Below are 26,859 nucleotides of genomic sequence, written 5' to 3' on the forward strand. Positions count from 1 at the left end.
ATTCAAACAGAACCTGGAGCCTGCCCACTGATTCGAGAGGTGCCCCATGAGTCTGCTGCTTGAACCCTTTACCCTTCGCCAATTGACCCTGCCCAACCGCATTGCGGTATCGCCGATGTGCCAGTATTCCAGTGCAGATGGCCTGGCCAATGACTGGCACCTGGTCCACCTCGGCAGCCGCGCTGTCGGCGGCGCCGGGCTGGTGTTTACCGAAGCCACGGCGGTCACCGCCGACGGGCGTATCACCGCTCAGGACCTCGGTCTGTGGAATGACGAGCAAATCGAACCTCTGCAACGCATCACCCGTTTCATCACCGCCCAGGGGGCCGTTGCTGGCATTCAACTGGCTCATGCCGGGCGCAAGGCCAGTACCTACCGGCCTTGGCTCGGCAAGCATGGCAGCGTCAAACCCGACGAGGGCGGCTGGTTGCCGGTCGGACCTTCGCCGATTGCGTTCGACCCGCAGCACACCCAACCCAGACAATTGGATGAAGGCGAGATCGCCAATGTGATCCTGGCCTTTGTCGATGCGGCAAAGCGCTCCCTGACGGCCGGTTTCAAGGTGGTCGAAGTGCACGCGGCCCATGGTTACCTGCTGCATCAGTTCCTGTCGCCGCTGAGCAATCAGCGGCGCGATCAATATGGCGGTTCGTTCGAAAATCGCATCCGGCTGGTGCTGCAGGTTACCGAAGCGGTGCGTGCGGTCTGGCCTGAGGAGTTGCCGGTGTTTGTCCGGGTCTCGGCCACCGACTGGGTGGAAGACGGCTGGAACCCCGATGAAACCGTGGAGCTGGCGCGTCGTCTGAAAAACCTGGGGGCGGACCTGATCGACGTTTCGTCGGGCGGGACGGCGGTGAATGCCGAGATTCCCACAGGCCCTGGCTATCAGACCCGCTTCGCCGAACGTGTGCGCAAGGAGTCGGGCATGGCCACCGGCACGGTGGGCATGATCACCGAGCCGGCCCAGGCCGAGCACATCTTGCGCACCTGTCAGGCGGACATCATCTTCCTGGCCCGTGAGTTGTTGCGTGATCCGTACTGGGCGTTGCATGCCGATGACGATCTGGGCGGACACAAGGCCGTGTGGCCGGCGCAGTACCAGCGGGCGACTCACCGCGAGCAGCCCATTCACGAGTCGGATTTGCGCGACTGAATTCCATCGATACGAAAAAGCCCCTGAATCGCGCGACTCAGGGGCTTTTGTTTATGCCAGCGACCGATCAGGCGGCTTCGATCTTGCTGCGGTTCTGTTCGACCTGGTTCAGGTAGTCCTTGAGCTTTTCCTGTTCGGCCACCGTTGTGAACAAGCCAAGCTTGCTGCGGCGCCAGAGGATGTCGTGGGCGCTGGTTGCCCATTCTTCGCTGCACAGATAGTCGACCTCACGGGTGTAGAGACCGCCGCCGATGTGCTCGCCCAGATCGCTGAGGTCTTGTACGCCTTCGAGCATGCGCCAGGTACGGCTGCCATAGCTGGTAGCCCAGCGGCGAGCGATCTCGCTTGGCACCCAGTCGAACTTGTCGCGGATACGCGAGCTCAAGGCTTGTGGAGTGGTCATGTCCTCACCGCCGGGCAAGGTGGCGTTGGCGGTCCAGCTCGGCTGGATGTGCTTGAAATACGGTGCCAGTTGCGCCAGCGCCGACTCAGCCAGTTTGCGATAGGTGGTGAGCTTGCCGCCGAATACCGAGAGCAACGGCGCTTCTTCGCCAGTGCCAGACAGTGCCAGGGTGTAGTCGCGGGTCACGGCCGACGGGTTGTCGGATTCGTCGTTGCACAGCGGGCGCACACCGGAATAGCTGTGCAGGATGTCGTCGCGGCTGATCTGCTTTTTGAAATGGGCATTGACCACGTTCAGCAGGTAATCGGTTTCGCCATCGGTAATTGCCACTTTCGCCGGATCGCCAGTGTACTCGCGGTCGGTGGTGCCGATCAGGGTGAAGCGGTTCAGGTACGGAATGGTGAACACGATGCGCTGATCTTCGTTTTGCAGGATGTGCGCGTGTTCACCTTCGTACAATTTTGGCACGATCAGGTGGCTGCCCTGGATCAGGCGGATGCCGTATGGCGATTCCATCTTCAGGTCATCACGAATGAACTTCGCAACCCATGGCCCGGCCGCGTTCACCAATGCCTTGGCGCGGATCGAAAACAGGCTGCCATCGGCGCGCTCCAGGTGCAGGTGCCACAGGCCCTTGGTGCGGCGCGCGCTGACACAGCGGGTCTGGGTGTGCACGTGGGCGCCTTTTTCCCGGGCAGCCATGGCGTTCAACACCACCAGGCGGGCGTCGTCGACCCAGCAATCGGAATATTCGAAGCCTTTGGTGATCTCGCTTTTCAGTGCGCTGTCGGGGCCAAACTTCAGGCTTTTCGAACCTTGCAGTTGCTCGCGCTTGCCCAGGTTGTCATAGAGAAACAGACCGGCGCGAATCATCCACGCCGGACGCAGATGCGGGCGGTGTGGCAACACGAAGCGCATTTGCTTGACGATGTGCGGAGCCTTGGCCAGCAGCACTTCACGTTCAGCCAGGGCTTCACGCACCAGGCGGAATTCGTAATGCTCGAGGTAACGCAGGCCGCCGTGGATCAGCTTGCTGCTGGCCGACGAGGTATGGCTGGCCAGGTCATCCTTTTCGCAAAGGAACACCGAGAGACCGCGACCGGCGGCATCCGCTGCGATCCCCACGCCATTGATCCCGCCACCGATGACGGCGATATCGTAGACCTCAGCGAGAGGGGGCGTAGGCAAGGTAGAAGTGGGCATCGGCACGGCCTCGGAATTCTTTGATGTTCTGTATTTGAATTCGAACATTAATGTTCATTTGCGAAAATACTAGCCCATAAAGACGCGCGCAGCCAGTCAGCTTCGATTGAAAATACTCATCGAAGGGCCGGTAAAGGAAAATTTACGAACATTGAAAGGTTGCAGGCTGCTTTTGTGGCGAGGGGGCTTGCCCCCGTTCGACGGCGAAGCTGTCGCAATTGCAGCTGACCGAGTGAATCTGAATGATCTCGGTTGAATGGTTTGGGGGCCGCTTCGCAGCCCAACGGGGGCAAGCCCCCTCGCCACAGGGGAGCGGTGTGCTTAAACGACCTCCAGCCGAACCTTGTGCTGGTTCAACAGCTGCGCCAGCGCCGGGGACGGCTGCTGATCAGTGACCAGGCAATCGACCAGGCTGATCGGCCCCAGGCGAATCATGGCGTTGCGTCCGAACTTGCTGGAGTCGGCGGCGAGGATCACTTGTCGGGCATTGGCGATGATCGCCTGGGATACCCGCACTTCCTGATAATCGAAGTCCAGCAGGCTGCCATCCTCATCGATACCACTGATGCCGACCAGGGCGAAATCGACTTTGAACTGGTTGATGAAATCGACGCTCGCCTGACCGACCACACCACCGTCGCGGCGCACGTTGCCGCCGGTCAGCAGCACGTCGAAGTCGTCCTTGGCGCTGAGCATCGAAGCCACATGCAGGTTGTTGGTGATGATTTTCAGGTGACTGTGGTTGAGCAGTGCCCGGGCGATGGATTCGGTGGTCGTGCCGATGTTGATGAACAACGAGGCATGGTCGGGAATCTGCGCGGCAATGGCTTCGCCGATACGCTGTTTTTCATCGCGCATCTGATCGGCGCGCATGGCGTAGGCGGTGTTTTCAACGCTGGAGTCGTAAGCCGCGCCGCCGTGGTAGCGACGCAACAAATTGGCTTCCGCGAGCTGATTGATGTCGCGGCGGATGGTCTGCGGTGTAACAACGAACAACGTGGCCATTTCCTCGATGCTGACATAGCCGCGTTCGCGGACCAGTTCGAGGATTTGCTGCTGACGGGGAGGCAGATTCATGGGGCTTCCTTTGGGCTGCCGTGCAAAATTTGCCCATGATGCCGCAGGAATCTGCTCCCTACCAGTTACATACAGATACGGAGGCTGGAGTTCGCTTACTCAGCCTCGTCTTCAGCCGCCCAATCGCGGGTGCGGCTGACCGCTTTTTTCCAGCCGGCGTAGAGTTTTTCCTTCGCCGTTTCATCCAGCGTCGGCTCGAACTGGCGCTCGATCACGGCCTTGCCGCGCAACTCTTCAAGGCTACCCCAGAAGCCACAGGCCAGGCCTGCCAGGTAGGCGGCGCCGAGTGCCGTGGTTTCGCGCATTTGCGGGCGCTCGACCTGCGTGCCGAGGATGTCGGCCTGGAATTGCATAAGGAAGTTGTTCGCCACTGCACCGCCGTCCACACGCAGGGCCTTTAGGCGTTCGCCGGAGTCCTGCTGCATGGCGTCGAGCACGTCGCGGGTCTGGTAGGCAATCGACTCCAGCGCGGCACGGATGATGTGATCCACACGGACGCCGCGGGTCAGGCCGAACAGTGCGCCACGGGCGTACGGGTCCCAGTAGGGAGCACCAAGACCGGTGAAAGCCGGCACCAGATACACGCCATTGCTGTCCTTGACCTTGTTGGCGAAGTACTCGGTGTCGTGGGCATCGTTGATGATCTTCAGCTCGTCACGCAGCCACTGCACGGTGGAACCGCCGTTGAACACTGCGCCTTCCAATGCATAAGCGACTTCGCCGCGAGGGCCGCAAGCGATGGTGGTCAGCATGCCATGCCGGGACTTCACGGCTTTGTCGCCGGTGTTCATCAGCAGGAAGCAGCCAGTGCCGTAAGTGTTTTTCGCCTGGCCTGGCTCGACGCACATCTGGCCGAACAGGGCGGCTTGCTGGTCACCGGCAATACCGCCGATGGCGATGCCGCTTTTGGTGTGGCCGTAGATTTCGGACGACGATTTGACCTCTGGCAGCATCTCACGCGGGATGTCGAGGACTTGCAGCATCTTCGCGTCCCACTCCAGGGTGTGGATATTGAAGAGCATGGTGCGTGAGGCGTTGGTGTAGTCGGTGACATGCACCTTGCCGCCGGTAAACTTCCAGATCAGCCAACTGTCGACAGTGCCGAACAGTAGCTCGCCGTTGCGTGCGCGCTCGCGGCTGCCTTCGACGTTGTCGAGGATCCACTTGAGCTTGGTGCCGGAGAAGTACGGATCGGTGACCAGGCCGGTGGTTTCGCTGATGTATTGCTCGTGGCCATCGCGCTTCAGTTGCTGGCAGATCTCGGTGCTGCGGCGGCATTGCCAGACGATGGCGTTGTAGATCGGGCGGCCGGTGTTCTTGTCCCACACCACGGTGGTTTCGCGCTGGTTGGTGATGCCGATGGCCGCCACCTGGTCATGGTGCAGGCCGGCTTGCGCCAGGGCCTCGACCATTACCGCGCTTTGAGTGGCGAAGATTTCCATCGGGTCATGCTCGACCCAGCCGGCTTGCGGGTAATGTTGGGCGAACTCCCGTTGGGCGGTGCAGACCACGTTCGCGTCGCGGTCGAAAATGATCGCGCGGGAGCTGGTCGTACCCTGATCGAGGGCAATGATGTAGTTCTTATTCTGTGTGTCGGTCATGTCGATTGCCTTGGACGAAATAAGGGAGTGAGGTCTGGCGCGCGATCAAGGGGCAGGGCACGCGCCGACGGTATCAAGAAGTTCTGGGTTTGCCGTCAATGGCCGGTGTTTCATCCTTTGTAGCAGGTACGGCGCCGGGCAGATGGCGGGCAATCAGCCCGCGATAGGCGGCAGCGCCGAGGCAGGCACCGACAATCGGTGCAAAAACAGGAATCAGGAAATACGGAATATCGCGTCCGCCGGTGAAGGAAATTTCACCCCAGCCAGCGAAGAAAGTCATCAGTTTAGGGCCGAAGTCCCGCGCAGGGTTCATGGCAAAACCGGTCAACGGTCCCATCGAGCTGCCGATCACCGCAATCAGCAGGCCGATCAGCAGCGGTGCCAGCGGGCCTTTTGGCAGGCCATTGTTGTCGTCGGTCAGGGACATGATCACGCCCATCAGGATGGCCGTAATGATCACCTCGACCAGGAATGCCTGGGCGGTGGTCAACACAGGATTTGGGAAGGTTGAGAACACCGAAGCCAATTCAAGGCTGGCTTGAGTGCCGCGAACCATGTGATGCGATTGTTCGAATTCGAAGAATAGATTGCTGTAGAGCGTGTAAACCAACAACGCGCCACAGAAGGCACCCGCCACTTGGGCCAGTACGTAGAAAGGCAGTTTACGCTTTTCGAAATCCGCGAAAATGCTCAGGGCAATGCTCACGGCAGGGTTCAGGTGCGCCCCGGAAACCCCGGCGGTGAGGTAGATCGCCATGCTGACGCCGATGCCCCAGATAATGCTGATTTCCCACAAGCCAAAACTGGCACCCGCGACTTTGAGCGCGGCAACGCAACCCGTACCAAAAAAGATCAGCAGCGCCGTACCCAGAAACTCGGCCATGCATTGGCTCGAGAGCGACGGTTGTTGCAAAGCAGTTGTCATTGAAACCTCATTTTTTTTGTTGTCTGGCGCTTTTCCCATAGTGGTCGGAGCGCGTTTTTCGCCGAGGCAGGATCCCCATCCTGGTCACGGTTTGCTGCCGGGTGCTGCGGTAGGACGTTTCGTACAGTTTCAGAAACGAAAAAATATAGACAAGAAACACTGCTGTCAAAGGTCGAAAGTGAACCGTCGGTCATAAAGAAACTATTCGTCGCATGAATGAACGAGTCATTGGGCGATGGGAACGCCGGGCAGTGGCGTTATGGATGTGCTGCCCTGAAGCCTTTTAACGATCAATGTCCTAGAATCCGGCGCAGTATTTTCTTCTGCCGCCGAGTCTGGAGCTGTCATGACCCCCGCATTGGATTTGTTGAAAAAGGTTCGGGCCGAACATCGCGTACACAGTTACGAGCATGACCCGAAGGCTGCCTCCTATGGTCTGGAAGCTGCGGAAAAACTCGGGCTCGACCCGGCACAGGTGTTCAAGACCTTGCTGGCGGCCAGCGAAAAAGGGGAATTGCTGGTGGCGGTGGTGCCGGTGGCCGGCAGCCTGGACTTGAAAGGGCTGGCCCACGCCGCTGGCGTGAAAAAGGTCGAAATGGCCGATCCGGCGGCGGCGCAGCGCTCCACTGGCTATCTGTTGGGCGGGATCAGTCCGCTGGGGCAGAAAAAGCGTTTGCGTACCTTCATTGATAATTCGGCCCAGCCCTTCGCCAGCATTTTTGTCAGTGCCGGTCGACGTGGACTGGAAGTCGAGCTGGCACCGGCGGTGCTGGCCGAACACACCCAGGCAAAGTTTGCCGATATCGGCCGTGCGTGAGCATCGAAGTGGGCGCAGCGCTGTATGGTGAAAATCAGCCTGCTCTGTCACTGGTGCCGGTTCGACCAACGCGGCATGCTCGACGGGTCTGACAAAGGGAGAAGTTTATGCAGCTTGAGTTTCATCAGGTCGACGCGTTCAGCAATCAGCCATTCAGCGGCAACCCGGCGATGGTCTATCGGCTCGATACCTGGCTCGCCGATGAATTGATGCAGAAGATTGCTGCCGAGCACAACCTCGCCGAAACGGCGTTTGTCGTGCGCGAAGGGCAGGGCTGGCACATCCGCTGGTTTACGCCGACCACCGAGGTGCCATTGTGCGGGCACGCGACGCTGGCCAGTGCCTATGTGTTGTTTGAGATCTACAAGGAGCCAGTCGAGCGACTGGACTTCACCTGTAAATCCGGCCCGTTGAGCGTGATGCGGGAGGGCGGGCGCCTGTGGCTGGATTTTCCGACCATCGTGCCGACGCCAGTGAGCGACACTGTGGCTATCGAACGTGCACTGGGTGTGAAAGTCGTGGAAGTGCTGGCTTCGAACGAGCTGTTCGTGGTGCTCGAATCCGAGCAGGCCGTGCTTGACTGCACACCGGACATGGCTGCCCTGGCGAAGTTGCCGTGGTTGGGCGCCATCGTGACGGCGCGGGGCGAGCAGCACGAATTCGTTTCCCGTTACTTCGCTCCGGCCATCGGCATTGATGAAGACCCGGTGACCGGATCGACCCATTGCCTCCTGATTCCGTACTGGTCAAAGCGTTTGGGCAAGTCGAGCCTGACGGCTTTCCAGCGTTCGGCGCGGGGTGGGGAGTTGTTCTGCCGGTTGGAAGGCGATCGGGTGAAGATTGGCGGGGATGCGACGCTCGTTGCGCGTGGAACGCTAATCTTGGGCTAATGCAAAACTACTGTAGGAGCGAGCCCGCTCGCGATGGACGTCAACGATGACGAGTGCTCGCTGGATGAACGCGGCGCTCCGACGTTTTTCGCGAGCAAGCTCGCTCCTACAGGTTTTTGTGTGTATCAGTGGGCGGTGCTGTAGCGCCGGACACCTGATTCAACAGTCGGAATCTGCGCCGCCGTGCTGCCTGACGCCTGGAACAGCACCAGGTGTTCAGCCGCGACACGAATGCCCACATCCGCCCCGACCTGACGATCGACATGGCTCGGGAAAATCGATTCCAGCTGTGCGCCTGTCGGCAGCTGCAAGCGATACAGGGTCGACGCGCCCAGGAACGTCTTGCCAGCGATTCGCGCCTTCAGCTCGCTATCCGGTGCATAGACAATGTCGTCCGGACGCAGCAGCACATCCACGGCGCCACCGACCGGCCAGGTGTAGGCCCGATTGCCGCGCAACTCACCCAGCTCGGTTTGCACCGATTCGGGGCTGCTCAACTGACCGCGAATGAAATAGCCCTGGCCGATGAAGCTGGCCACAAAGGGTGTCAGCGGTTCGTGATACAGGTTGTAGGGCGTATCCCACTGCTCCAGTCGACCTTCCTTGAACACGCCAACGTGGTCGCTGACCGCGAAGGCTTCTTCCTGGTCGTGAGTCACCAGAATCGCGCTGGTGCCACGGGCCTTGAGGATGTCGCGCACTTCGTGGCTGAGCTTGCGGCGCAATTCGCCATCGAGGTTGGAGAACGGCTCGTCGAGCAACAGCAGTTGCGGTTCCGGCGCCAGGGCGCGGGCCAGGGCGACGCGTTGCTGCTGGCCACCGGAAAGCTCATGGGGGAAGCGCTTGCCGAGGTTCTTCAGGTTGACCAGTTCCAGCAGCTCTTCGACGACGCGATCCTTTTGCGGATGCTTGCGAATGCCGAAGGCGATGTTGTCGGCCACGCTCAAATGCGGAAAGAGTGCGTAGTCCTGGAACACCATGCCGATGCGACGCTTCTCCGGGGCGAGGGTGAAGCCGGCGCTGGAGATGGTCTCGCCCGCCAGCTGGATTTCACCTTCGTGTACCGGTTCGAAACCGGCAATCGCCCGCAGGGTGGTGGTCTTGCCGCAGCCCGAAGAGCCCAGCAGGCAACCGATGTCGCCAGCGTTCAAATGCAGGTTCAGGTTCTGCACCACGCGCTGGTCTTGATAGCCGCAGGCGAGGTTTCTCAGGTTAAGCAGTAATGGCTGGCTCATGCGTGGTGATACGAAGGTGGGACGAGGAATTCGAGCAGGGCTTTTTGCGCATGCAGACGGTTTTCGGCTTGATCCCAGGCCACCGAGCGTTTGTCGTCGAGCAGGTCGACGCTGATTTCTTCGCCGCGGTGTGCCGGCAGGCAGTGCATGAACAGCACGTCGTCAGCGGCCAGGTCGAGCAGGGCGCGGTTGACCTGATACGGTGCGAAGAGCTTCAGGCGCTTGGCGGTTTCCTCTTCCTGGCCCATGGAGGTCCAGACGTCGGTGCTCACCAGGTGTGCGCCGCGCACGGCATCTTTCGGGTCGCGAACGATGGTGACCCGATCGCCGGCCTTGGCCACGAATTCAGGATTGGGCTCGTAGCCTTCCGGGCAGGCAACGCGCAACTGGAAGTCGAACTGGATCGCCGCTTCTATATAGCTGTTGCACATGTTGTTGCCGTCGCCGATCCAGGCCACGGTCTTGCCCTGGATGGAGCCGCGGTGTTCGAGGAAGGTCTGCATGTCGGCCAGCAACTGGCACGGGTGCAGGTCATCGGACAGGCCGTTGATCACGGGTACGCGGGAGTTGGCGGCGAATTCGGTCAGGTTGCTGTGGGCAAAGGTACGGATCATCACCGCATCGAGCATGCTCGACATGACGATGGCGCAGTCGCCGATCGGCTCGCCGCGACCCAGTTGGGTGTCACGTGGCGACAGGAAGATCGCCTGGCCGCCGAGCTGGATCATGCCGGCCTCGAAGGAGATCCGGGTGCGGGTCGAGGATTTCTCGAAAATCATCCCCAGGACGCGATTTTTCAGAGGCTCGAACAGTACGCCGCGGTTACGCAGGTCCTTGAGCTCAACGCCTCGACGGATCACGCTGACCAGCTCTTCGGGCGTGCAATCCATCAGGGAGAGAAAGTGCCTTGCGCTCATCATTGACTACCTTTTTGCTACAAACCGCAGATGCTCAAAGCCTTGTTTAACGGAACAACGGGCGAGACCTGCGGCGTAAGCCGCACGGGGCGACGAAATAGGGGAAGGCGCGATCTTATAATTAAATGTCGCGTCTTACCAATAGGGCTACAGTTTTTAGGGAGTTTCAGAGGTGCTACGGGTTCACCGAGGTAGCGCTTTGAAGCTTGATTCCTTATAGCAGCGGCTCATTTGTACACCGGCCTCTCGGGGCTTGGCAATCAGACGGGGCGGCAATGGTGCGCTGACAGTCGGTTTCTGACCTGTCATTCCAGTGCTTGAGCGGCCTGTCGCCAGCCTGAAATATTTGCTAATGCAAAGTGCTGGGTTATAAATAAATCTCGAGCGACGCAGGAAGCTTTCCGATGGAATCGAAAGAACAGCTGTTAATGGAACTACTGGGCCTCACGGCACGCTCCCTGACCCACCTCACCGCCTCAGTGACGACGATGTCCTTCGAGTTGCTGCGCAGTGAAGACGAGATTACCCGAGCCGCCGGCCGTCACATGGTCGATCGCATGGCCACCATCAGTGCCGGGCTCGACGAACACTGGCGCCTGATCGGCGAACTGACCGGTGTCGATGTCGCTCGCGGGCAGTTCGAAACCCGTCAGGACATCCAGTTGCAGGCGCCACCCAGGTTGCCTTCGAACTGAACTCTCGTGGCCATCGGCTGGCCTGATAACCCTCGATTCACAAGACGAACGTCGCTGGTGTAGCGACGGCTCTGGCGCCATAGTTTTGTTTCCGCGGCCTACGTTGCCCGCCCATAACAAGACAGAGACTGGCCATGACCAAGACTCTCCATCACCGTGCGTGCCATTTGTGCGAAGCAATCTGTGGCCTGACCATCGAAACCACTGAGGTCGAAGGCGGAAACGTCCAGATCACGTCGATCAAGGGTGATCCCCTGGACACATTCAGTCGTGGACACATCTGCCCCAAGGCGGTAGCGCTGCAAGACATCCAGAACGATCCGGACCGCCTGCATCAGCCGATGCGGCGGGTGGGCAATGAATGGCAACCCATCGAATGGGAAGCGGCATTCAATCTGGTCGCCGAACGCCTTGCTGCAATACAGGAACAGCACGGACAAAATGCCGTGGCGGTCTATCAAGGCAACCCGAGCGTGCACAATTACGGGCTGATGACCCACAGCAATTACTTCCTCGGCCTGCTGAAAACCCGCAACCGGTTTTCCGCTACATCGGTCGATCAACTGCCTCATCACCTGACCAGTCATTTGATGTACGGCCACGGTTTGTTACTGCCTATCCCGGACATCGATCACACCGACTTCATGCTGATCCTGGGCGGCAACCCGCTGGCTTCGAACGGCAGCATCATGACCGTGCCGGATGTGGAAAAGCGTTTGAAAGCGATTCAGGCGCGGGGCGGCAAAGTGGTGGTGGTCGACCCGCGCCGTAGTGAAACGGCGGCCATTGCCGATCAGCATCTGTTCGTGCGCCCGGGCGGCGATGCCGCGCTGTTGTTCGGCCTGCTCAATACCTTGTTCGCTGAGGAGCTTACCCGCGACAGCCATCTGCCGGTAGACGATCTAGAGCAGGTGCGGGAGGTTGTCGCGCCATTCACCGCCGAAGTCATGAGCCCGTTGTGCGCCGTACCGGCCGAACAGATCCGCCAGTTGGCGCGGGACTTCGCCGCGGCGCCGAGTGCCGTCTGCTATGGCCGCATGGGCGTCTCGACCCAAGCCTTCGGTACGCTGTGCCACTGGGTGGTGCAGTTGATCAACCTGGTCACCGGTAACCTTGATCGCGTGGGAGGGGCCTTGTGCACCGAACCGGCGGTGGACCTGGTGGCGACGACATCAGGCGGACACTTCAATCTGTGGCAGAGCCGGGTTTCCGGTCGCCCGGAATACGCTGGAGAGCTGCCGGTCTCGGCACTGGCCGAAGAGATGCTGACTGAGGGAGAAGGGCAAGTCCGGGCGCTGATTACCGTGGCGGGCAATCCGGTGCTGTCCACGCCCAATGGCCGAAAGCTCGAACAGGCGCTGGACGGGCTGGAGTTCATGGTCAGCATCGACCTGTACATCAATGAAACCACGCGCTATGCCGACCTGATCCTGCCGTCCACATCGGCGCTGGAAAACGACCATTACGACACCACGTTCAACCTGTTTGCGGTGCGCAACGTCAGTCGTTTCAACCGCGCAATCCTCGGCAAACCCAAGGGCGCGTTGCACGACTGGGAAATCTTCGTCGGGTTGGCCAAGGCATTTGCCGCCAGGACCGGCAAGGAGTTGAAGCCCACCATCGCCCCGGCGCAAATGATCGATCGCGGCCTGCGCATGGGGATGTACGGCGACACGTCTGAGCACAGGCTGTCGCTGGCGACTTTGTTCGATCATCCCCATGGCGTCGATCTGGGCGCGCTCAAGCCTAACCTGACGCCACGCCTGAAGACTGCCAATCAACGCATCCAGGCCGCACCGGCCGCGATACTCGCTGACCTGGCGCGCTTCGCAGCATTGAAGGCACCCGCCGCCGACGAGTTGTTGATGATTGGCCGCCGGCATGTGCGCAGCAACAACTCATGGATGCATAATTATCATCGGTTGGTGAAGGGCAAACCGCGTCATCAGTTGCTGATGCATCCGGACGACCTGGCCAGTCGCGGACTCAGTGACGGGCAGCGCGTACGGGTCAGTTCGCGGGTGGGCGTGATCGAAGTCGAAGTGCTTGGCAGTCTGGACATGATGAAAGGCGTGGTCAGCCTGCCACATGGCTGGGGCCATGCGCGGCCGGGCGTGCAAATCTCGATTGCCAGCAGTCAGCCGGGTTCCAGCGCCAATGATCTGACCGACGAATGCCAGATTGACGAATTGTCGGGAAATGCCGCGCTCAATGGCGTGCCAGTGACCGTGGCAGCCGCTTGAGTCAGACCGACGGAGAGACCGAGCAGCGCGCTCGGCTTTCCGTTACAATGCGCCACCGTGCCGACCCATGAGTCGGAAAGTTCAGCCGAGGTGCTCCATGGATATCATCGAAACGATTAAAGAGCAGATTGCCAACAACACCATTCTGCTTTACATGAAAGGCTCGCCGAATGCCCCGCAGTGCGGCTTCTCCGCGAAAGCCGCGCAGGCCGTGATGGCTTGTGGCGAAAAGTTTGCGTACGTGGACATCCTGCAGAACCCGGAAATCCGCGCCAACCTGCCAAAATACGCCAACTGGCCAACTTTCCCGCAATTGTGGGTGGGTGGCGAGCTGGTCGGCGGTAGCGACATCATGACTGAGATGGCTGCTGACGGTTCGTTGCAGACCACCATCAAGGCTGCTGTCGAAGCTGCTGCTGCCAACAAGTCCGAAGCCTGATTCGCTGTATGTAGGAGCGAGCTCGCTCGCGATGGACTCAAGAACACCGCTGGGTGCCAGGCTCCCCGCGTTATCGTTAACGACCATCGCGAGCAAGCTCGCTCCTACAACAGGAACAGGCACAAAAAAGCCCCGCCTCTGTAAAAGAGAGCGGGGCTTTTTATTGCATCGAGATTAACGGCGTAGAACTTACTCGTCTTCGCCCATCTGCGATTGCAGGTAGTTCTCGATACCAATCTTGTCGATCAGGCCCAGTTGGGTTTCCAGCCAGTCGATGTGTTCTTCTTCGGACTCGAGAATGTCTTCAAGCAGTTCACGGCTGCCGAAGTCGCCAACTTTCTCGCAATGCGCGATGGCCACTTTCAGATCGGCATGACCGGTTTTTTCAATACGCAGGTCACACTCGATCATTTCCTTGGTGTGTTCGCCGATGTGCAGCTTGCCCAGGTCCTGGACGTTCGGCAGGCCTTCAAGGAACAGGATGCGCTTGATCAGCTTGTCCGCGTGCTTCATCTCGTCGATGGATTCGTGGTACTCGTGCTTGCCGAGCTTGTTCAGGCCCCAATCTTCATACATGCGCGCATGCAGGAAATATTGATTGATCGCGACCAGTTCATTGGCAAGGATCTTGTTGAGATGCTGGATGACTGTAACGTCGCCTTTCATGATGGGGTCCTGCCCTTTAATAGCTGTCAATAGGACAGAGTTTGAGCCGCGTATTTGCTAGTGTCAAACCTAAGTTATTGAAACTTATATGAAAATTAATCTGAATAAGAATGTTTGTGTTCCGCGTCTAGAACATAACTAGTTGATTTGCGGACATAAAAAAACCGGACATATGTCCGGTTCCTTGAAATTCGATATTTAAGCGGCTGTAAATTCTGCCGGGTATGGAATTGCAGCCTGGGCCGCTTGCAGTTTGGTCAGGGTCTCGCGGACCACTTCCTTGGCGAGGCAGGCACATTTGCCGCATTGGCTGGCAACGCCGGTGGCCACACGGACTTCCTTGTAGCTGCAGCATCCTTCATAGATCGCATCGCGGATTTGACCGTCGGTGACGCCAGTGCAGAGGCAAACATACATAAGGAAGGACCGTCGCTGATTGTGACTCAATTGCGATGGATCTTAATGTTAACGAGAATGATTGTCAAAGTGGTTTCAGGGCACTTTTCCTCATAAGCGCGGATGGCTGACGAACGGTCTGCCTGGCAAGTCGGTGATGCAAAACCGTCGGGGATTTCATCGCGAGGGCAAAAAACAGCTAAGCCAGCTCAAACACGCGGTGTATGATGGCCGGTCTTTTGCGACCGGGGATCGTGTCACAGGGCTGTCGCCTCAGGGTGGCAGGCTGATACGAACCCTGTTTCTCACGCTATTACACCAGGAGATATCCAATGAGCGTACTCGTAGGCAAACAAGCCCCTGACTTCACCGTACCGGCCGTACTCGGCAATGGCGAGATCGTTGACAGCTTCACCCTGTCTTCGGCGATCAAAGGCAAATACGGCCTGGTGTTCTTCTACCCGCTGGACTTCACCTTCGTTTGCCCGTCCGAGCTGATCGCTCTGGACAACCGCATGTCCGAGTTCAAGGCACGCAACGTTGAAGTGGTCGCTGTATCGATCGACTCGCACTTCACCCACAACGCCTGGCGCAACACCCCGGTCAACAATGGTGGTATCGGCGAAGTTCGCTACACCATGGCTGCCGACATCAAGCAGGAAATCATGAAGGCCTACGACGTTCAGTCCGCTGACGGCGTGGCTTTCCGTGGCGCGTTCCTGATCGACGACAAAGGCGTTGTCCGTTCGCAGATCATCAACGACTTGCCGCTGGGCCGTAACATGGAAGAGCTGCTGCGTCTGGTTGACGCTCTGCAATTCCACGAAGAGCACGGCGAAGTCTGCCCTGCCAACTGGAAGAAAGGCGACAAAGGCATGAACGCTTCGCCAGAAGGCGTTGCGGCTTACCTGACCGAGCACGCTGCCGCTCTGTAAGGCACGTTGCAGGTACAAAAAAACCGGCCTTCGAGGCCGGTTTTTTTATGGGCGGGATTTCCGCTTTCTGTAGGAGCGAGCTTGCTCGCGATGGACTCGAGAACACCGCGGGGTGTCAGGCTCCCGGAGTTTTCGTTCACGACCATCGCGAGCAGGCTCGCTCCTACAACACATCAATCGTCGAAGTCTTCCCAGCCGCCCATCTGTTTCCAGCGATTGACGATGCCGCAGAACAGCTCAGCGGTCTTCTCGGTATCGTAGCGGGCCGAGTGAGCCTCACGACCATCGAAGTCGATGTCTGCTGCCTGGCAGGCCTTGGCCAGAACGGTTTGACCGTAGGCCAGACCGGCGAGTGTCGCGGTGTCGAAGCTGGAGAACGGGTGAAACGGATTACGCTTCATGTCCAGGCGCGCAACCGCCGCATTCAGGAAGCCCAGGTCGAAACTGCTGTTATGCCCGACCAGGATCGCCCGTTTGCAGCCATTGGCCTTGAGGGCCTTGCGCACGCCACGGAAGATATCGTTCAGGGCAGACTCTTCGCTCACGGCCATACGCAGCGGGTGATCGAGCTTGATCCCGGTGAACTCCAGGGCGGCCGCTTCGATGTTCGCGCCTTCGAACGGCTCGACACGGAAGAAGTAGGTGTGATCCGGGTAGACAAAACCCTTTTCATCCATGGCGATGGTGGTCGCGGCGATCTCCAGCAGGGCATCGGTGGCCGAATTGAAGCCACCGGTTTCTACGTCGACGACAACCGGCAGGTAACCACGAAACCGCGCTGCCATTGGATGACGGGAACCGCCTCCGCCACCATTGCCTTCCAGTTCGTCGTCGAAATGCTCTTCACTCACGCGTGTTCCTCCAGCAGGCGCCAGCGCAGTTTTTCACCGGCGCGCAGCGGGATAACGGTCAGCTCGCCAAATGGCAGGCTGGCAGGGGCGGTCCATTCTTCGCGGACCAGGGTGATGCGATCGGTGTTGGCCGGCAGGCCGTAGAAACGCGGGCCATTGAGGCTGGCGAAGGCTTCGAGCTTGTCCAGCGCATTGCGCTGTTCGAAGGCTTCGGCGTACATCTCGATCGCCGCGTAAGCGGTGTAGCAACCGGCGCAACCGCAGGCGGCTTCCTTGGCATGCTGGGCGTGGGGCGCCGAGTCGGTGCCGAGGAAGAACTTCTCGCTGCCACTGGTAGCGGCGTCGAGCAGGGCTTCCTGGTGGGTGTTGCGCTTGAGGATCGGCAGGCAATAGAAGTGCGGCCGAATCCCGCCCACCAGCATGTGGTTGCGGTTGTACAGCAGGTGATGCGCGGTGATGGTCGCGCCAACGTTGGCCGAAGCCGCGTTGACGAACTGCACGGCGTCCGCGGTGGTGATGTGTTCGAAGACCACTTTGAGGGTCGGGAAACGCTCGACCACACGGCGCATGTGCTCATCGATGAAGATTTTTTCGCGGTCGAACACGTCGACATCGCCACGGGTGACTTCACCGTGGATCAACAACGGCATCCCGACTTCGGCCATGGCCTCGAGTGCAGGGAAGATCTTGTCGATGCTGGTGACGCCAGAGTCCGAGTTGGTGGTCGCGCCGGCCGGGTACAGCTTGGCGGCGTACACGAATCCGCTGGCCTTGGCCTCGCGAATCTCTTCAGGCTGGGTGCGGTCGGTCAGGTACAGGACCATCAGCGGCTCGAACGGGCTGCCGGCCGGGCGGGCAGCGAGAATCCGCTGGCGATAGCCGTCGGCTTCGGCCGCGTTGCGCACTGGTGGAACCAGGTTGGGCATGATGATGGCGCGGCCAAAGGTGCGCGCGACATCCGCAACGGTATTGGTCAACACGGCACCATCGCGAAGATGAATGTGCCAGTCGTCGGGACGCAGCAGGGTCAGGCGGTCGGACATGAGGGGATTCCAGGCGGGTCAAACTGAGGGGAATGCTACCGGAAAAGACTCTTGCAGGCACTCGCTATCAAGTTTTGCGGGAAGCTTCCGATATCCAACAGGTATGCCGTAAACATATGTGTGTCGGTCTTTTTGTTGTAGAAGCCAGTGGAGCCCCCCGTGCGCCAGCGTTATTTAGCCTTGCTCAGTGTGTTTGCCAGCCTTCCCGCGATGGCGCTCACTTTCCAGACTCGCCTGGAGAGCATTGAGTGGACGGTCGAAGGCGACAAGTTCGAATGCCGCCTGACGCAGCCGATTACCGACTTCGGTTCAGGCGAATTCGTACGCAAGGCCGGTGAGCAGGCAACGTTTCGTCTGAAAGCCTATAACCCGATGATGGGCGGCGGTTCGGCGACCTTGCTCGCGGCTGCCGCACCGTGGCAACCGGGGCGTGACGATATCAACCTGGGCACGGTGAGAATCGGCAGCGGCAATGTATTGTTCAACAGTTCACAGGTTCAGGCCGGGCGTCTGATCAGTGGCCTGATGGACGGTCGCAGCCCGGTGGTTCGCCATTCCTCGGGTGATGGGCGGGTGTCGGAAGTACGTTTGTTGCCGGTCCGGTTCACCAAGGCATTTGCCGACTACCAGGGGTGCGTGGCGAAACTGTTGCCACAGAATTTCGAACAGGTGAAGCAATCCGAAATAGGTTTCCCCGGCGGCGGAATCGAACTCGACAGCGCAGCAAAAGCCAAGCTGCAGGTGATGCTGGAGTACATGAAGGCCGATCCGACGGTCAATCACGTCGAGCTCGACGGTCACTCCGACAACAGCGGCAACCGCCTGACCAACCGCGACCTGTCGCGGCGCCGGGCCCTGGCCGTGATGGAGTTCTTCAAGGCCAACGGCCTCCAGGAGTCGCAAATCACCGTGCGTTTCCATGGCGAACGTTATCCGCTGGCGCCTAACTCCAACAATGCCAACCGCGCGAAGAACCGTCGGGTAGCGGTACGCCTGGAGCGTGGAGCGCCCGCGGAGCAAGTCGCCCCGCAAGCAACGAAAGCGGCCACTTCGGCAACTTCCTGACTATTCGGTCATCGTCGCCCTCTCGACATAATCTGTCGCTTCGTCGTCATAAGCTGTCGCGCCACTGTAAATTATTCTGCATGAGCGGTAGACTTCCCGGCTTTCCGTAGAACCCCGTGGAGTGATGGCATGGCGGACGTAAACAAGGTCGTTCTGGCGTATTCCGGCGGCCTGGACACTTCGGTGATCCTCAAGTGGCTGCAGGATACTTATAACTGTGAAGTGGTGACCTTCACCGCTGACCTGGGTCAGGGCGAAGAGGTCGAACCTGCACGCGCCAAGGCTCAGGCCATGGGCGTCAAAGAGATCTACATCGACGACTTGCGCGAAGAGTTCGTGCGCGATTTCGTTTTCCCGATGTTCCGCGCCAACACCGTTTACGAAGGCGAGTACCTGCTGGGTACCTCCATCGCTCGTCCGTTGATCGCCAAGCGCCTGATCGAAATCGCCAACGAAACCGGCGCTGACGCCATTTCCCATGGCGCCACCGGCAAAGGCAACGACCAGGTTCGTTTCGAACTGGGCGCGTACGCCTTGAAACCCGGTGTGAAAGTGATTGCCCCTTGGCGCGAATGGGACCTGCTGTCCCGTGAAAAGCTGATGGATTACGCCGATAAGCACGCGATCCCGATCGAACGCCACGGCAAGAAGAAATCCCCGTACTCCATGGATGCCAACCTGCTGCACATCTCCTATGAAGGCGGCGTGCTGGAAGACACCTGGACCGAGCACGAAGAAGACATGTGGAAATGGACCGTCTCCCCGGAGAACGCTCCTGACAAGGCGCAGTACCTGGAACTGACCTACCGCAACGGCGACATCGTCGCGCTGGACGGCGTCGAAATGACTCCGGCCACCGTGCTGGCGACCCTGAACCGTATCGGTGGCGAACACGGTATCGGTCGTCTGGACATCGTCGAGAACCGTTACGTGGGCATGAAGTCCCGTGGCTGCTACGAAACGCCTGGCGGCACCATCATGCTGCGTGCCCACCGTGCGATCGAATCGATCACTCTGGACCGCGAAGTGGCTCACCTCAAAGACGAGCTGATGCCCAAGTATGCCAGCCTGATCTACACCGGTTACTGGTGGAGCCCTGAGCGCCTGATGCTGCAACAGATGATCGATGCGTCCCAGGCCCACGTGAATGGCGTCGTGCGCGTGAAACTGTACAAGGGCAACGTGATCGTCACTGGCCGTAAGTCCGACGAGTCGTTGTTCGATGCCAACATTGCCACTTTCGAAGAAGATGGCGGCGCGTACAACCAGGCGGATGCCGGGGGCTTCATCAAGCTCAACGCCTTGCGCATGCGCATTGCGGCGAACAAAGGTCGTAAGCTGTTCTGAAACCTTTGAGGTCGTGATGGATGCCTGATCTCGTCCTGGACGAGGTCAGGCACCTGAAAACGGGGTGTGATGCCTGTTCCTGCGTTGTCTGTTGTTTTCGTTTGCGCTGACGAATTCCTGTTTTTCTCCTGCCAGCATCCTGTCCTGTCCTGTCCTGTCCTACACGTTGTTGTTTGCCGGTTGTCCGGCTTGATCAATGACCGTCAACCTGTGCGAGCCCGTATTGTAGGCGATGTAAAAGGCCGGATTGCGCTTGCTGGTCTGCTGTGAGTGCTTTAGCACACTGGCTTTCAGTAACGCCTGCGAAACGACACTAGTGACAAATAGAATCATGTATGGCGTCTTTTCCCGTGGCCTCTGGATTTTTTCCAGCAGCGCTCCAAATTCGACCTCCTTGCTCATCCAGCGTGCATCAATGATGTACAGGTCTTTTACAAAGTCCGGTAACTGAAGTTGATGCTGAACGAAGGCAGTGGTGAATAGGCCGATCTCCGATGGCGGGTCCTGTGCGCCGCAAGGTGTCCTGGTTGACGGTTGGTCATTCGTTGAGGTTTCCAGAGTGGGTGCCTCAGGCGCCTTCAGGGAAGCCTTCTTTTCCGAGCGCCCAGCATCATCCATGGCCTTCATGAAGTGTTTTCCCTTTTCAAAGTCGGAAGGCGCATACAGTGATTTGTAGTTGAAGTTCAGTGTCGCGAAAAAAAGCAAAAGTAAATAAAACGGAAAGCTGATCAGAAACCAGACATAAAGTTCTTTTTCCTCTTCGCCAAGGAAAGGTAGCGAAACAGCGGCTGAGGTTTCAGAGAGCGTTGCGAATATGGCAATGATTGTCATTGGGTTGGTAATTCGTTTTCTCTCTTGTTCTGTGCTCATGTTGAATTCTCTTTTTTGAATGGGGTCTCAAGTTTGTTTGAAGTATTTCTCATTATAGTTGCTTTTGATTTTTGTTGGCTTTAGTGAGTGTTATTCGTTATTTGTTGCTCTTCGATTTTCTTGGAGGTGGTGGTGGTTAATGATTGCGCAAAAAATAATATTTGCTGTAAGAGTAATTGGATGCTTGGTGTGTGATATTTCTGGTGTGAATGCTGGAAGCGAAAATATCAGTTACGTTTTAACGGGGGAGTAGATGTTTATGTTCGTCAGGGCGCGGTCGTTCAGCCAGGATTCTGGAAAATTTTGGTGGTAAATCGATAGGGTCGATTGCTGGAAACTGCGACACCATGACGCTGTTACAGTTTTCAACTCATTCCGTTCGACGGATTTTTGTAGGAGGAATCCGCGTTGTTTGTAGGGGATGTCTCTTGGTGCAGGTGGTTGGAAGGGGCGACATGCCATGGGTGAAACGACTAGGCTATTGTGCGGGCTCTAAAAATTCGAACAGCGAAAATTGGACTTGCCCATGAATAAAGTGCTGATCGTGGATGATCACCCCGTCATTCGTCTTGCGGTACGTATGCTAATGGAACGTCATGGCTACGAAGTTATTGCAGAAACCGATAATGGTGTGGATGCACTGCAACTAGCCCGTGAACTTATGCCGGATATTGTCATTCTGGATATCGGGATTCCGAAGCTGGACGGATTGGAAGTCATCGCGCGTTTGTCTTCGACTTCAATGCCAATGAAAGTGCTGATCCTGACTTCCCAGGCGCCGGGGCATTTTTCCATGCGTTGCATGCAGTCCGGTGCGGCCGGTTATGTCTGCAAACAACAAGACCTGACGGAGTTGCTCAGTGCAATAAAGGCTGTTTTGTCAGGCTACAGTTACTTTCCTAATCAAGCCTTGCATACGGTGCGTTGCAATCTGGGCAACGCCAGTGAGGCCGACATGGTTGATCGGTTGTCGGGGCGGGAAATGATGGTCCTGCAACAGTTGGCCAGAGGAAAGACCAATAAAGAGATTGCCGATGGGATGTTTCTCAGCAATAAAACAGTCAGTACTTACAAGACCCGCCTGTTGCTCAAGCTGAATGCGAGGTCTCTGGTCGATTTGATAGAACTGGCACAACGCAATGGTCTGGTGTGATCAGGTAACTGTGCGACAAGGGGGGCGTCTACCGGAGTATGGCACTTAAAAAAAAGCCTCCGCTTCGGGAGGCTTTCAGGTGTCATAAGTCAAAATCGTAATCGGCCAATTGCTTTTGCAGTCGGCGCTCCTCCAGCAGATTGTCGATGGTGCGGCGTTTGCTCAGATTAGTTTTCGCTACTTCAACCACCGGCTCGGTGTCATCGGTTTCGGCGGTGGTGAAGTCGTCTTCTACGTCCAATTGCTCTTTGCCAGTACTCATTTAGCTACTCCAGGCTAAGAAGGCCTTTGGCGCTCCTTATATCGACAATCTCCCGGCGGGTAAAAAAGATTTTTTCAATCGATAATTCGATAAACCCAATAGCGGCTCAATCGTCGGAGGTTTTGTGCTTGTATTCGCACAGGTCCTCGATCCGGCAGCTTCCGCATCGCGGCTTGCGGGCCAGGCACACATAGCGTCCGTGAAGGATCAGCCAGTGATGAGAGTCGAGCAGGTACTCCTTGGGCACGAATTTCATCAGCTTTTTCTCGACTTCCACCACATTCTTGCCGGGCGCAATGCCAGTTCGGTTGCTGACTCTGAAAATATGCGTGTCGACGGCCATGGTCAGCTGACGAAATGCCGTATTGAGCACCACATTGGCGGTTTTGCGGCCGACACCGGGCAGCGCTTCCAGCTCTTCACGGGTTTGCGGGACTTCGCTGGCGTGGCGCTCGACCAGCAGGCGGCAGGTTTCGATCACGTTTTTCGCTTTGCTGTTGTACAGGCCGATGGTCTTGATGTACTCCGACAGGCCCTCGACACCCAGGGCATGGATCGCTGCCGGGGTATTGGCGACCGGGAACAGCTTGGCTGTGGCCTTGTTGACGCCGACATCGGTCGACTGCGCCGAGAGAATCACGGCAATCAGCAATTCGAACGGTGAGGAATAGGCCAGTTCGGTCTTTGGCTCCGGGTTGTCCTCATGCAGTCTGCGGAAAATTTCCAGACGTTTTGCGGCATTCATGGGCTGTGCGTTTCCTCAAAGGCAATCAAAGTGTGGGCGTGGGGCGCCAGGCCTGCCAGGCGGCGATCAGCAGTCCGAGCAGAATGAATCCGCCGGGGACCAATGTGGCCAGGCGCAGACCGCCATCAGCCACCAGCACCCAGCCTTGCCAGTCAGTTTGCGTTGCGCCGATCAGCCACGATAGATGGTTTCCAAGTGTTCCGTTGCCAATGAGTTCGCGCAGCAGGCTCAGCGCGATCATCAGCGTGACAAACAGGCCATTGAGTCGCAGGCGTTGCCGCCAGTCGTTCTGAAAGAACCCGGTGTATTCCAGTACGACGCATTGCAAGGCGATCAAGGCGCCATAGAACCCCAGATGCTGCTGCCATTGCAGCGACCAGGCTTGTGCCATGAGTTCCGCGCAACTGGTAAGCGTGGCGGCCAACAGGATGCTGGCCAGCAAGCGGGCCGTCGGGACCAGTCTGGATCGCAGGGCGCCCATGACCAGACTGAACAACTGGGTCACCAGCATGAACATCAGGCACAGGCCAAGTGCGGCCGTCAGCGAGTGGGTGGCGCCGATCAGCGGAGTCAGCATCAAGCAATTGCGCAGAGTCGATGAGTTATCCATGGGCAGGTTTTCCGAGCAGTTGTTGCCGGTGTTCATCGAAGTAGCGCAAGGCATCGTGGACAGCATTGATCACCGCTCTTGAGGTGATGGTTGCGCCTGCGATCTGATCGAACTGCCCCTGATCCTTTTTCAGCGCCCAGCCGCTTTCGCCGGGTTCTGTTCGAGATTTGCCGGAAAAAATCTGCAGCCATGAATTAGGCCAGTCGGCGATCCGTGCCCCCAGTCCTTGTGTTTCTGACTGTTTGAGGGTTTTGACGCCCAGCAACCTGCCATTGGCATCGACAGCGACCAGCAGGTCGATGGCACCGGCGTAGCCAATGGTTTGACTGCGCAGCAAGACCGCGACGGGTTGATCGGCCTGGGTCGCCAGATAACCACCGAGCACAGTGCTGTTGGTCAGGGCGGTTGCTTCGAACTTGATGGGGTGTTCGAGTGGTTGATTGTCGTAGCTTTCCGGCGCGATCAGGTCCAGCAGATTACGGCTGTCGATCAGGCGCTGTTCGGCGGCAATGCGCGACGCGCTGCCGAGTTGCACGAAGTACGTCACACCAAGGCCAAGTGCGGCCAAAAGCACCAGAAGCGCAATGCTCGATGACCGGCTCATGGTGCCTCCGGCTGTTGTCTGGCCGCCACGAACCGCTCCAGCGCCGGTACGCACAGGTTCATCGACAGAACGGCAAAGGCGATGCCGTCCGGATAACCGCCCCAGGTACGAATCAAGTAAGTCAGGAGCCCGACGCCGACGCCGAACAGAAGTTTTGCCCCGGGGCTTCTGGCACCGGATACCGGTTCGGTGATGATAAAGAACGCCCCCAGCATCGTCGCGCCGGTCAGCAGGTGAAACAGGGGTGAGCCATGGGAGTCGGAGCCCGAACCGTTCCAGCACAGCAGGCTGATGATGAATAGGCTGGCCAGCATGCCGACCGGAGCATGCCAACTGATGACCCGTCGCTGCAGGAGAAACATTCCGCCCGCCAGGAACGCCAGGTTCATCCATTCAACACCCCGGCCGCCGTAGTGGCCGAATGCGGGGTTGGCGGCAAACAGTTCATCCATGGTCAGGCTTTTGTTGATCCGCAGACTGTCCAGTGCCGTGGCCTGCACCCACGCATCCGCTGCCTGGCCGACACCAAACACTTGCTGCAAGCCACTGAGCAGGTCCATGCCATGGGGCGATGGCCAATGGGTCATGGCTTGGGGAAAGGTCACTAGCACCAGAGCAAAACCGAGCATCGCCGGATTGAAGGGATTCGAGCCGACGCCGCCATACAAGTGCTTGCCAAAGACCATCGCAAAAGCGCCAGCACTGAGAGTCAGCCACCATGGGCAGTAAGGCGGCAGCGCCAAGGCCAGCAAGGTGGCACTGACCAACGCGCTACCGTCGCGCAGGGTGGGTCTCAGGGGGGGCTTGCGCCATTGCACGACGGCGGCTTCGACGGCCACCGCCGCTGCGGTCGCCAGGACCAGATTGATCAATACACCCCAGCCGTACAGCCAGAACGCCGCGAGCACTCCCGGCAGGGTGGCCAGCAGCACCAGCTTCATCGCCTGCTGCAGGCGACCATCGACTGCTTCAAGGGCCGGCATGGGCGTTCACCTGGCGTTCGGCCTCGCCGAGTGTGCGCTCCAGGGCTTCGATTTGTTCCGCCGGTGCTTCGTTGGCCTGAGCCTTCTTCAGTTCGGCGCGGCGCATGGCCAACTGGATCTTGGCCCGTTTCAGCTCGGCATCATTTGATGGCACGGCGGTGATCGTCGGCGCAGGGGCTGGCGGGGCGGCGCTTTCCAGTTGCGCCAGGTTTTTTTCGGCGGCTTCAAACTGCTGTTGCAGGACGATCAGCTGCGATTGCTGCTCGAAGGTCGGCGGATGCCCGAAGGCCTTCAGCGATTTGTGCAGTTGTGCCCGACTCATCGCCACATCGATCTTGGCCTTTTTCAACGCGGCATCGGCATTGGCGGCTTTCTGTGCGCGGACACGCTCGAGAGCGGCCTGTACCGGGTCGACTGCTGTTTGCGCAGGTTGCGCGACTCGTTGTCGGGCCTGGCGCTCGGCGATTTTCTGTTGCTCCTCACGCAGCAAGCGGGCATTGCGTTGTTCGAAGCGGCGCCGCGCGTGATCGCGCTTGAGGGTGCGGGCCTGCCGCGCTTGCGGTGTCAGGGCCAGGCCGCCGACAACGGGCAGTACCGTATTGGCCAGCAATGGGCGCATTTCGATGCAGTCCACCGGGCACGGCGCCACGCACAGATCGCAACCGGTGCACTCATCGATAATGACCGTATGCATCAGCTTGGCTGCGCCGACGATGGCATCGATCGGGCAGGCCTGGATGCACTTGGTGCAACCAATGCACTCGGCTTCGCGGATGTAGGCGATCTGCGCGGGTGCCGAGCCGCGAGTGATGTCCAGTTCCAGCACCGGCACCTTCAGCAGTTCGGCCAGTGCCGCGATGGTTTCGTTGCCCCCGGGTGGGCACTTGTTGATCGGCTCACCGTTGGCGATGCCTTCGGCGTACGGCTTGCACCCGGGGTGGCCGCACTTGCCGCATTGGGTTTGCGGCAAGAGTGCGTCGATGCTTTGAATCAGACTCATGTTTTGATCAGTCCGCTGAATCCGAGAAAAACCACTGCGATCAGGCCGGCACCGATCAGGTCGATCGGCAGGCCGCGAAAGGGCAGGGGCACATCGTTGTCGGCCGTGCGCTCACGCAAATCAGTGAACAGGCTCAACACCAGCCAGAAGCCCAACCCCGCACCGAGGCTCAAGGCCGTGGCGTGAAGCAAGCCCTTGTCCTCTTGAGCATTGAACAAGGCCACGCCGAGTACGCCGGCATTGCCCAGTAGCAACGGCCAGAGGCCTTCGAACGGCAGTGTCGAAAACACCCGTGGCAGCAGATTCAGCAACGGGCCAATCAGCAGTACGCTCAATGGCAGAAACACAAAAAGACGCAGCGCCGTCAATTGCAGGGGCACCAGCAGCCAGTGATAGAGCGCGTAGCCGAGCATGCCCACGATCAGCATCAGGCACGTTGTCGCAATGCCCAGGGCATGGACCTGACGGCGCTGGCCGGCCAACAGCGGATCGACGGCCAGCGGCCAGTGCAACACGAGGTTGTTGATCAGGGCGGCGCTGATAAGCGTAAGCAGGATTTCGGTCATTGTTCATGCCGGCAGGAACAGTTGTTGTAGGAGCGAGCTTGCTCGCGATGGACTCAAGAGCGCCGCGTTCAACCTGTGGGCACGCATTATCGTTGACGACCATCGCGAGCCAACTCGCTCCTACAGGAGCTTAGGCATTATCCGGCAAGGACGGAGGGTGGGCCA

At 58.7% G+C, this 26,859-nt stretch carries 28 protein-coding genes; 10 read left to right on the forward strand and 18 right to left on the reverse strand.

What is annotated here, in order from left to right:
- The first annotated feature begins 46 nt into the window (after positions 1 to 46).
- The gene (locus tag KGA88_RS13610; RefSeq protein WP_110659832.1) at positions 47 to 1,153 is read left to right on the forward strand and encodes an NADH:flavin oxidoreductase/NADH oxidase; all 1,107 of its coding nucleotides are present in this window, start codon (positions 47 to 49) and stop codon (positions 1,151 to 1,153) included.
- A 67-nt stretch (positions 1,154 to 1,220) separates the two neighbouring features.
- On the opposite strand, the gene glpD is transcribed toward KGA88_RS13610, so the two are convergent.
- The 4 genes from glpD to KGA88_RS13630 all read right to left on the reverse strand — a co-directional run bounded on the left by glpD (position 1,221) and on the right by KGA88_RS13630 (position 6,362).
- Positions 1,221 to 2,759, reverse strand: coding sequence for a glycerol-3-phosphate dehydrogenase (gene glpD, locus KGA88_RS13615; protein WP_110659835.1), 1,539 nt, complete (start codon positions 2,757 to 2,759; stop codon positions 1,221 to 1,223).
- A gap of 321 nt (positions 2,760 to 3,080) precedes the next feature.
- Complete coding sequence (locus KGA88_RS13620; RefSeq protein ID WP_007971301.1) at positions 3,081 to 3,836, reverse strand: DeoR/GlpR family transcriptional regulator; 756 nt, start codon at positions 3,834 to 3,836, stop codon at positions 3,081 to 3,083.
- A gap of 95 nt (positions 3,837 to 3,931) precedes the next feature.
- Positions 3,932 to 5,437 carry a glycerol kinase GlpK gene (gene glpK / locus KGA88_RS13625; protein ID WP_223591668.1) on the reverse strand — a complete coding sequence of 502 codons (1,506 nt, stop codon included), beginning with the start codon at positions 5,435 to 5,437 and terminating at the stop codon, positions 3,932 to 3,934.
- Between the two features lie 73 nt (positions 5,438 to 5,510).
- Complete coding sequence (locus tag KGA88_RS13630; protein WP_110659831.1) at positions 5,511 to 6,362, reverse strand: MIP/aquaporin family protein; 852 nt, start codon at positions 6,360 to 6,362, stop codon at positions 5,511 to 5,513.
- A gap of 346 nt (positions 6,363 to 6,708) precedes the next feature.
- On the opposite strand from KGA88_RS13630, the gene ybaK reads away from it, so the two are divergent.
- Both ybaK and KGA88_RS13640 read left to right on the forward strand, forming a co-directional pair.
- Positions 6,709 to 7,179, forward strand: a complete 471-nt coding sequence (gene ybaK / locus KGA88_RS13635; protein WP_110659830.1) for a Cys-tRNA(Pro) deacylase — start codon at positions 6,709 to 6,711, stop codon at positions 7,177 to 7,179.
- Positions 7,180 to 7,286: 107 nt separating this feature from the next.
- Positions 7,287 to 8,069 (forward strand): PhzF family phenazine biosynthesis protein, encoded by a 783-nt coding sequence (locus KGA88_RS13640; RefSeq protein WP_223591669.1) that lies wholly within the window; start codon positions 7,287 to 7,289, stop codon positions 8,067 to 8,069.
- A 125-nt stretch (positions 8,070 to 8,194) separates the two neighbouring features.
- Here the strand turns inward: KGA88_RS13640 and KGA88_RS13645 are convergent, their stop codons facing one another.
- Both KGA88_RS13645 and argF read right to left on the reverse strand, forming a co-directional pair.
- On the reverse strand, positions 8,195 to 9,304 hold the full coding sequence (locus KGA88_RS13645; protein ID WP_110661863.1) for an ABC transporter ATP-binding protein: 1,110 nt from the start codon (positions 9,302 to 9,304) through the stop codon (positions 8,195 to 8,197).
- The gene (gene argF, locus KGA88_RS13650) at positions 9,301 to 10,221 is read right to left on the reverse strand and encodes an ornithine carbamoyltransferase (protein ID WP_110661864.1); all 921 of its coding nucleotides are present in this window, start codon (positions 10,219 to 10,221) and stop codon (positions 9,301 to 9,303) included. The genes KGA88_RS13645 and argF overlap by 4 nt, the downstream gene beginning before the upstream one ends.
- A 404-nt stretch (positions 10,222 to 10,625) precedes the next feature.
- Between argF and KGA88_RS13655 the strand changes: the two genes are divergently transcribed.
- From KGA88_RS13655 to grxD, 3 genes are all read left to right on the forward strand, one after another.
- A complete protein-coding gene (locus KGA88_RS13655; protein ID WP_110661865.1) occupies positions 10,626 to 10,916 on the forward strand; it encodes a hypothetical protein in 291 nt (96 codons plus the stop codon).
- 134 nt (positions 10,917 to 11,050) lie between these two features.
- Positions 11,051 to 13,159: a molybdopterin oxidoreductase family protein gene (locus KGA88_RS13660; protein ID WP_223591676.1), complete on the forward strand. Its 2,109-nt coding sequence runs from the start codon at positions 11,051 to 11,053 to the stop codon at positions 13,157 to 13,159.
- Between the two features lie 97 nt (positions 13,160 to 13,256).
- Positions 13,257 to 13,598: a Grx4 family monothiol glutaredoxin gene (grxD, locus tag KGA88_RS13665; protein WP_034149018.1), complete on the forward strand. Its 342-nt coding sequence runs from the start codon at positions 13,257 to 13,259 to the stop codon at positions 13,596 to 13,598.
- A 189-nt stretch (positions 13,599 to 13,787) separates the two neighbouring features.
- Here grxD and bfr read toward each other — a convergent pair whose 3' ends face one another.
- Entirely contained in the window at positions 13,788 to 14,264 is a 477-nt protein-coding gene (gene bfr / locus KGA88_RS13670) for a bacterioferritin (protein WP_110660658.1), read from the reverse strand.
- A gap of 198 nt (positions 14,265 to 14,462) precedes the next feature.
- Complete coding sequence (locus tag KGA88_RS13675; RefSeq protein WP_223591678.1) at positions 14,463 to 14,681, reverse strand: bacterioferritin-associated ferredoxin; 219 nt, start codon at positions 14,679 to 14,681, stop codon at positions 14,463 to 14,465.
- A gap of 311 nt (positions 14,682 to 14,992) precedes the next feature.
- Between KGA88_RS13675 and KGA88_RS13680 the strand changes: the two genes are divergently transcribed.
- Complete coding sequence (locus tag KGA88_RS13680) at positions 14,993 to 15,595, forward strand: peroxiredoxin (RefSeq protein ID WP_007971324.1); 603 nt, start codon at positions 14,993 to 14,995, stop codon at positions 15,593 to 15,595.
- A gap of 173 nt (positions 15,596 to 15,768) precedes the next feature.
- On the opposite strand, the gene rnt is transcribed toward KGA88_RS13680, so the two are convergent.
- Complete coding sequence (gene rnt / locus KGA88_RS13685; RefSeq protein ID WP_110660659.1) at positions 15,769 to 16,446, reverse strand: ribonuclease T; 678 nt, start codon at positions 16,444 to 16,446, stop codon at positions 15,769 to 15,771.
- Positions 16,443 to 17,489 (reverse strand): dihydroorotase, encoded by a 1,047-nt coding sequence (pyrC, locus tag KGA88_RS13690; protein ID WP_110660660.1) that lies wholly within the window; start codon positions 17,487 to 17,489, stop codon positions 16,443 to 16,445. The genes rnt and pyrC overlap by 4 nt, the downstream gene beginning before the upstream one ends.
- Positions 17,490 to 17,648: 159 nt before the next feature.
- Here pyrC and KGA88_RS13695 point away from each other — a divergent pair, with 159 nt between their 5' ends.
- Positions 17,649 to 18,554 (forward strand): flagellar protein MotY, encoded by a 906-nt coding sequence (locus tag KGA88_RS13695; RefSeq protein WP_110660661.1) that lies wholly within the window; start codon positions 17,649 to 17,651, stop codon positions 18,552 to 18,554.
- A gap of 129 nt (positions 18,555 to 18,683) precedes the next feature.
- A complete protein-coding gene (locus KGA88_RS13700) occupies positions 18,684 to 19,901 on the forward strand; it encodes an argininosuccinate synthase (protein ID WP_223591680.1) in 1,218 nt (405 codons plus the stop codon).
- 159 nt (positions 19,902 to 20,060) lie between these two features.
- On the opposite strand, the gene KGA88_RS13705 is transcribed toward KGA88_RS13700, so the two are convergent.
- Complete coding sequence (locus KGA88_RS13705; RefSeq protein WP_110660663.1) at positions 20,061 to 20,771, reverse strand: hypothetical protein; 711 nt, start codon at positions 20,769 to 20,771, stop codon at positions 20,061 to 20,063.
- A gap of 526 nt (positions 20,772 to 21,297) precedes the next feature.
- Here KGA88_RS13705 and KGA88_RS13710 point away from each other — a divergent pair.
- Positions 21,298 to 21,924 (forward strand): response regulator transcription factor, encoded by a 627-nt coding sequence (locus KGA88_RS13710; protein WP_110660664.1) that lies wholly within the window; start codon positions 21,298 to 21,300, stop codon positions 21,922 to 21,924.
- Between the two features lie 82 nt (positions 21,925 to 22,006).
- On the opposite strand, the gene KGA88_RS13715 is transcribed toward KGA88_RS13710, so the two are convergent.
- From KGA88_RS13715 to KGA88_RS13745, 7 genes are all read right to left on the reverse strand, one after another.
- Positions 22,007 to 22,186, reverse strand: a complete 180-nt coding sequence (locus KGA88_RS13715; protein ID WP_110660665.1) for a PA3496 family putative envelope integrity protein — start codon at positions 22,184 to 22,186, stop codon at positions 22,007 to 22,009.
- 106 nt (positions 22,187 to 22,292) lie between these two features.
- Entirely contained in the window at positions 22,293 to 22,931 is a 639-nt protein-coding gene (gene nth / locus KGA88_RS13720) for an endonuclease III (RefSeq protein WP_223591682.1), read from the reverse strand.
- Between the two features lie 25 nt (positions 22,932 to 22,956).
- Positions 22,957 to 23,541, reverse strand: coding sequence for an Rnf-Nqr domain containing protein (locus KGA88_RS13725; protein ID WP_110662581.1), 585 nt, complete (start codon positions 23,539 to 23,541; stop codon positions 22,957 to 22,959).
- Complete coding sequence (locus KGA88_RS13730; protein ID WP_110662579.1) at positions 23,534 to 24,145, reverse strand: RnfABCDGE type electron transport complex subunit G; 612 nt, start codon at positions 24,143 to 24,145, stop codon at positions 23,534 to 23,536. Before KGA88_RS13730 ends, KGA88_RS13725 begins: the two co-directional genes overlap by 8 nt.
- Entirely contained in the window at positions 24,142 to 25,128 is a 987-nt protein-coding gene (locus KGA88_RS13735) for an RnfABCDGE type electron transport complex subunit D (RefSeq protein ID WP_223591685.1), read from the reverse strand. Before KGA88_RS13735 ends, KGA88_RS13730 begins: the two co-directional genes overlap by 4 nt.
- A complete protein-coding gene (rsxB, locus tag KGA88_RS13740; protein WP_223591687.1) occupies positions 25,115 to 26,128 on the reverse strand; it encodes an electron transport complex subunit RsxB in 1,014 nt (337 codons plus the stop codon). The genes KGA88_RS13735 and rsxB overlap by 14 nt, the downstream gene beginning before the upstream one ends.
- Positions 26,125 to 26,694, reverse strand: coding sequence for an electron transport complex protein RnfA (locus KGA88_RS13745; protein ID WP_110660412.1), 570 nt, complete (start codon positions 26,692 to 26,694; stop codon positions 26,125 to 26,127). The genes rsxB and KGA88_RS13745 overlap by 4 nt, the downstream gene beginning before the upstream one ends.
- Positions 26,695 to 26,859 lie beyond the last annotated feature (165 nt).

Source organism: Pseudomonas sp. A-R-19 (genome assembly GCF_019956575.1).
Taxonomy (GTDB): Bacteria; Pseudomonadota; Gammaproteobacteria; order Pseudomonadales; family Pseudomonadaceae; genus Aquipseudomonas.

Coding starts and splice junctions, on each gene's coding strand:
- KGA88_RS13610 (WP_110659832.1), top strand. CDS start 47: ATGAGTCTGCTGCTTGAACCCTTTACCCTTCGCCAATTGACCCTGCCC.
- glpD (WP_110659835.1), bottom strand. CDS start 2,759: ATGCCCACTTCTACCTTGCCTACGCCCCCTCTCGCTGAGGTCTACGAT.
- KGA88_RS13620 (WP_007971301.1), bottom strand. CDS start 3,836: ATGAATCTGCCTCCCCGTCAGCAGCAAATCCTCGAACTGGTCCGCGAA.
- glpK (WP_223591668.1), bottom strand. CDS start 5,437: ATGACCGACACACAGAATAAGAACTACATCATTGCCCTCGATCAGGGT.
- KGA88_RS13630 (WP_110659831.1), bottom strand. CDS start 6,362: ATGACAACTGCTTTGCAACAACCGTCGCTCTCGAGCCAATGCATGGCC.
- ybaK (WP_110659830.1), top strand. CDS start 6,709: ATGACCCCCGCATTGGATTTGTTGAAAAAGGTTCGGGCCGAACATCGC.
- KGA88_RS13640 (WP_223591669.1), top strand. CDS start 7,287: ATGCAGCTTGAGTTTCATCAGGTCGACGCGTTCAGCAATCAGCCATTC.
- KGA88_RS13645 (WP_110661863.1), bottom strand. CDS start 9,304: ATGAGCCAGCCATTACTGCTTAACCTGAGAAACCTCGCCTGCGGCTAT.
- argF (WP_110661864.1), bottom strand. CDS start 10,221: ATGAGCGCAAGGCACTTTCTCTCCCTGATGGATTGCACGCCCGAAGAG.
- KGA88_RS13655 (WP_110661865.1), top strand. CDS start 10,626: ATGGAATCGAAAGAACAGCTGTTAATGGAACTACTGGGCCTCACGGCA.
- KGA88_RS13660 (WP_223591676.1), top strand. CDS start 11,051: ATGACCAAGACTCTCCATCACCGTGCGTGCCATTTGTGCGAAGCAATC.
- grxD (WP_034149018.1), top strand. CDS start 13,257: ATGGATATCATCGAAACGATTAAAGAGCAGATTGCCAACAACACCATT.
- bfr (WP_110660658.1), bottom strand. CDS start 14,264: ATGAAAGGCGACGTTACAGTCATCCAGCATCTCAACAAGATCCTTGCC.
- KGA88_RS13675 (WP_223591678.1), bottom strand. CDS start 14,681: ATGTATGTTTGCCTCTGCACTGGCGTCACCGACGGTCAAATCCGCGAT.
- KGA88_RS13680 (WP_007971324.1), top strand. CDS start 14,993: ATGAGCGTACTCGTAGGCAAACAAGCCCCTGACTTCACCGTACCGGCC.
- pyrC (WP_110660660.1), bottom strand. CDS start 17,489: ATGTCCGACCGCCTGACCCTGCTGCGTCCCGACGACTGGCACATTCAT.
- KGA88_RS13700 (WP_223591680.1), top strand. CDS start 18,684: ATGGCGGACGTAAACAAGGTCGTTCTGGCGTATTCCGGCGGCCTGGAC.
- KGA88_RS13705 (WP_110660663.1), bottom strand. CDS start 20,771: ATGAGCACAGAACAAGAGAGAAAACGAATTACCAACCCAATGACAATC.
- KGA88_RS13710 (WP_110660664.1), top strand. CDS start 21,298: ATGAATAAAGTGCTGATCGTGGATGATCACCCCGTCATTCGTCTTGCG.
- KGA88_RS13715 (WP_110660665.1), bottom strand. CDS start 22,186: ATGAGTACTGGCAAAGAGCAATTGGACGTAGAAGACGACTTCACCACC.
- nth (WP_223591682.1), bottom strand. CDS start 22,931: ATGAATGCCGCAAAACGTCTGGAAATTTTCCGCAGACTGCATGAGGAC.
- KGA88_RS13725 (WP_110662581.1), bottom strand. CDS start 23,541: ATGGATAACTCATCGACTCTGCGCAATTGCTTGATGCTGACTCCGCTG.
- KGA88_RS13730 (WP_110662579.1), bottom strand. CDS start 24,145: ATGAGCCGGTCATCGAGCATTGCGCTTCTGGTGCTTTTGGCCGCACTT.
- KGA88_RS13735 (WP_223591685.1), bottom strand. CDS start 25,128: ATGCCGGCCCTTGAAGCAGTCGATGGTCGCCTGCAGCAGGCGATGAAG.
- rsxB (WP_223591687.1), bottom strand. CDS start 26,128: ATGAGTCTGATTCAAAGCATCGACGCACTCTTGCCGCAAACCCAATGC.
- KGA88_RS13745 (WP_110660412.1), bottom strand. CDS start 26,694: ATGACCGAAATCCTGCTTACGCTTATCAGCGCCGCCCTGATCAACAAC.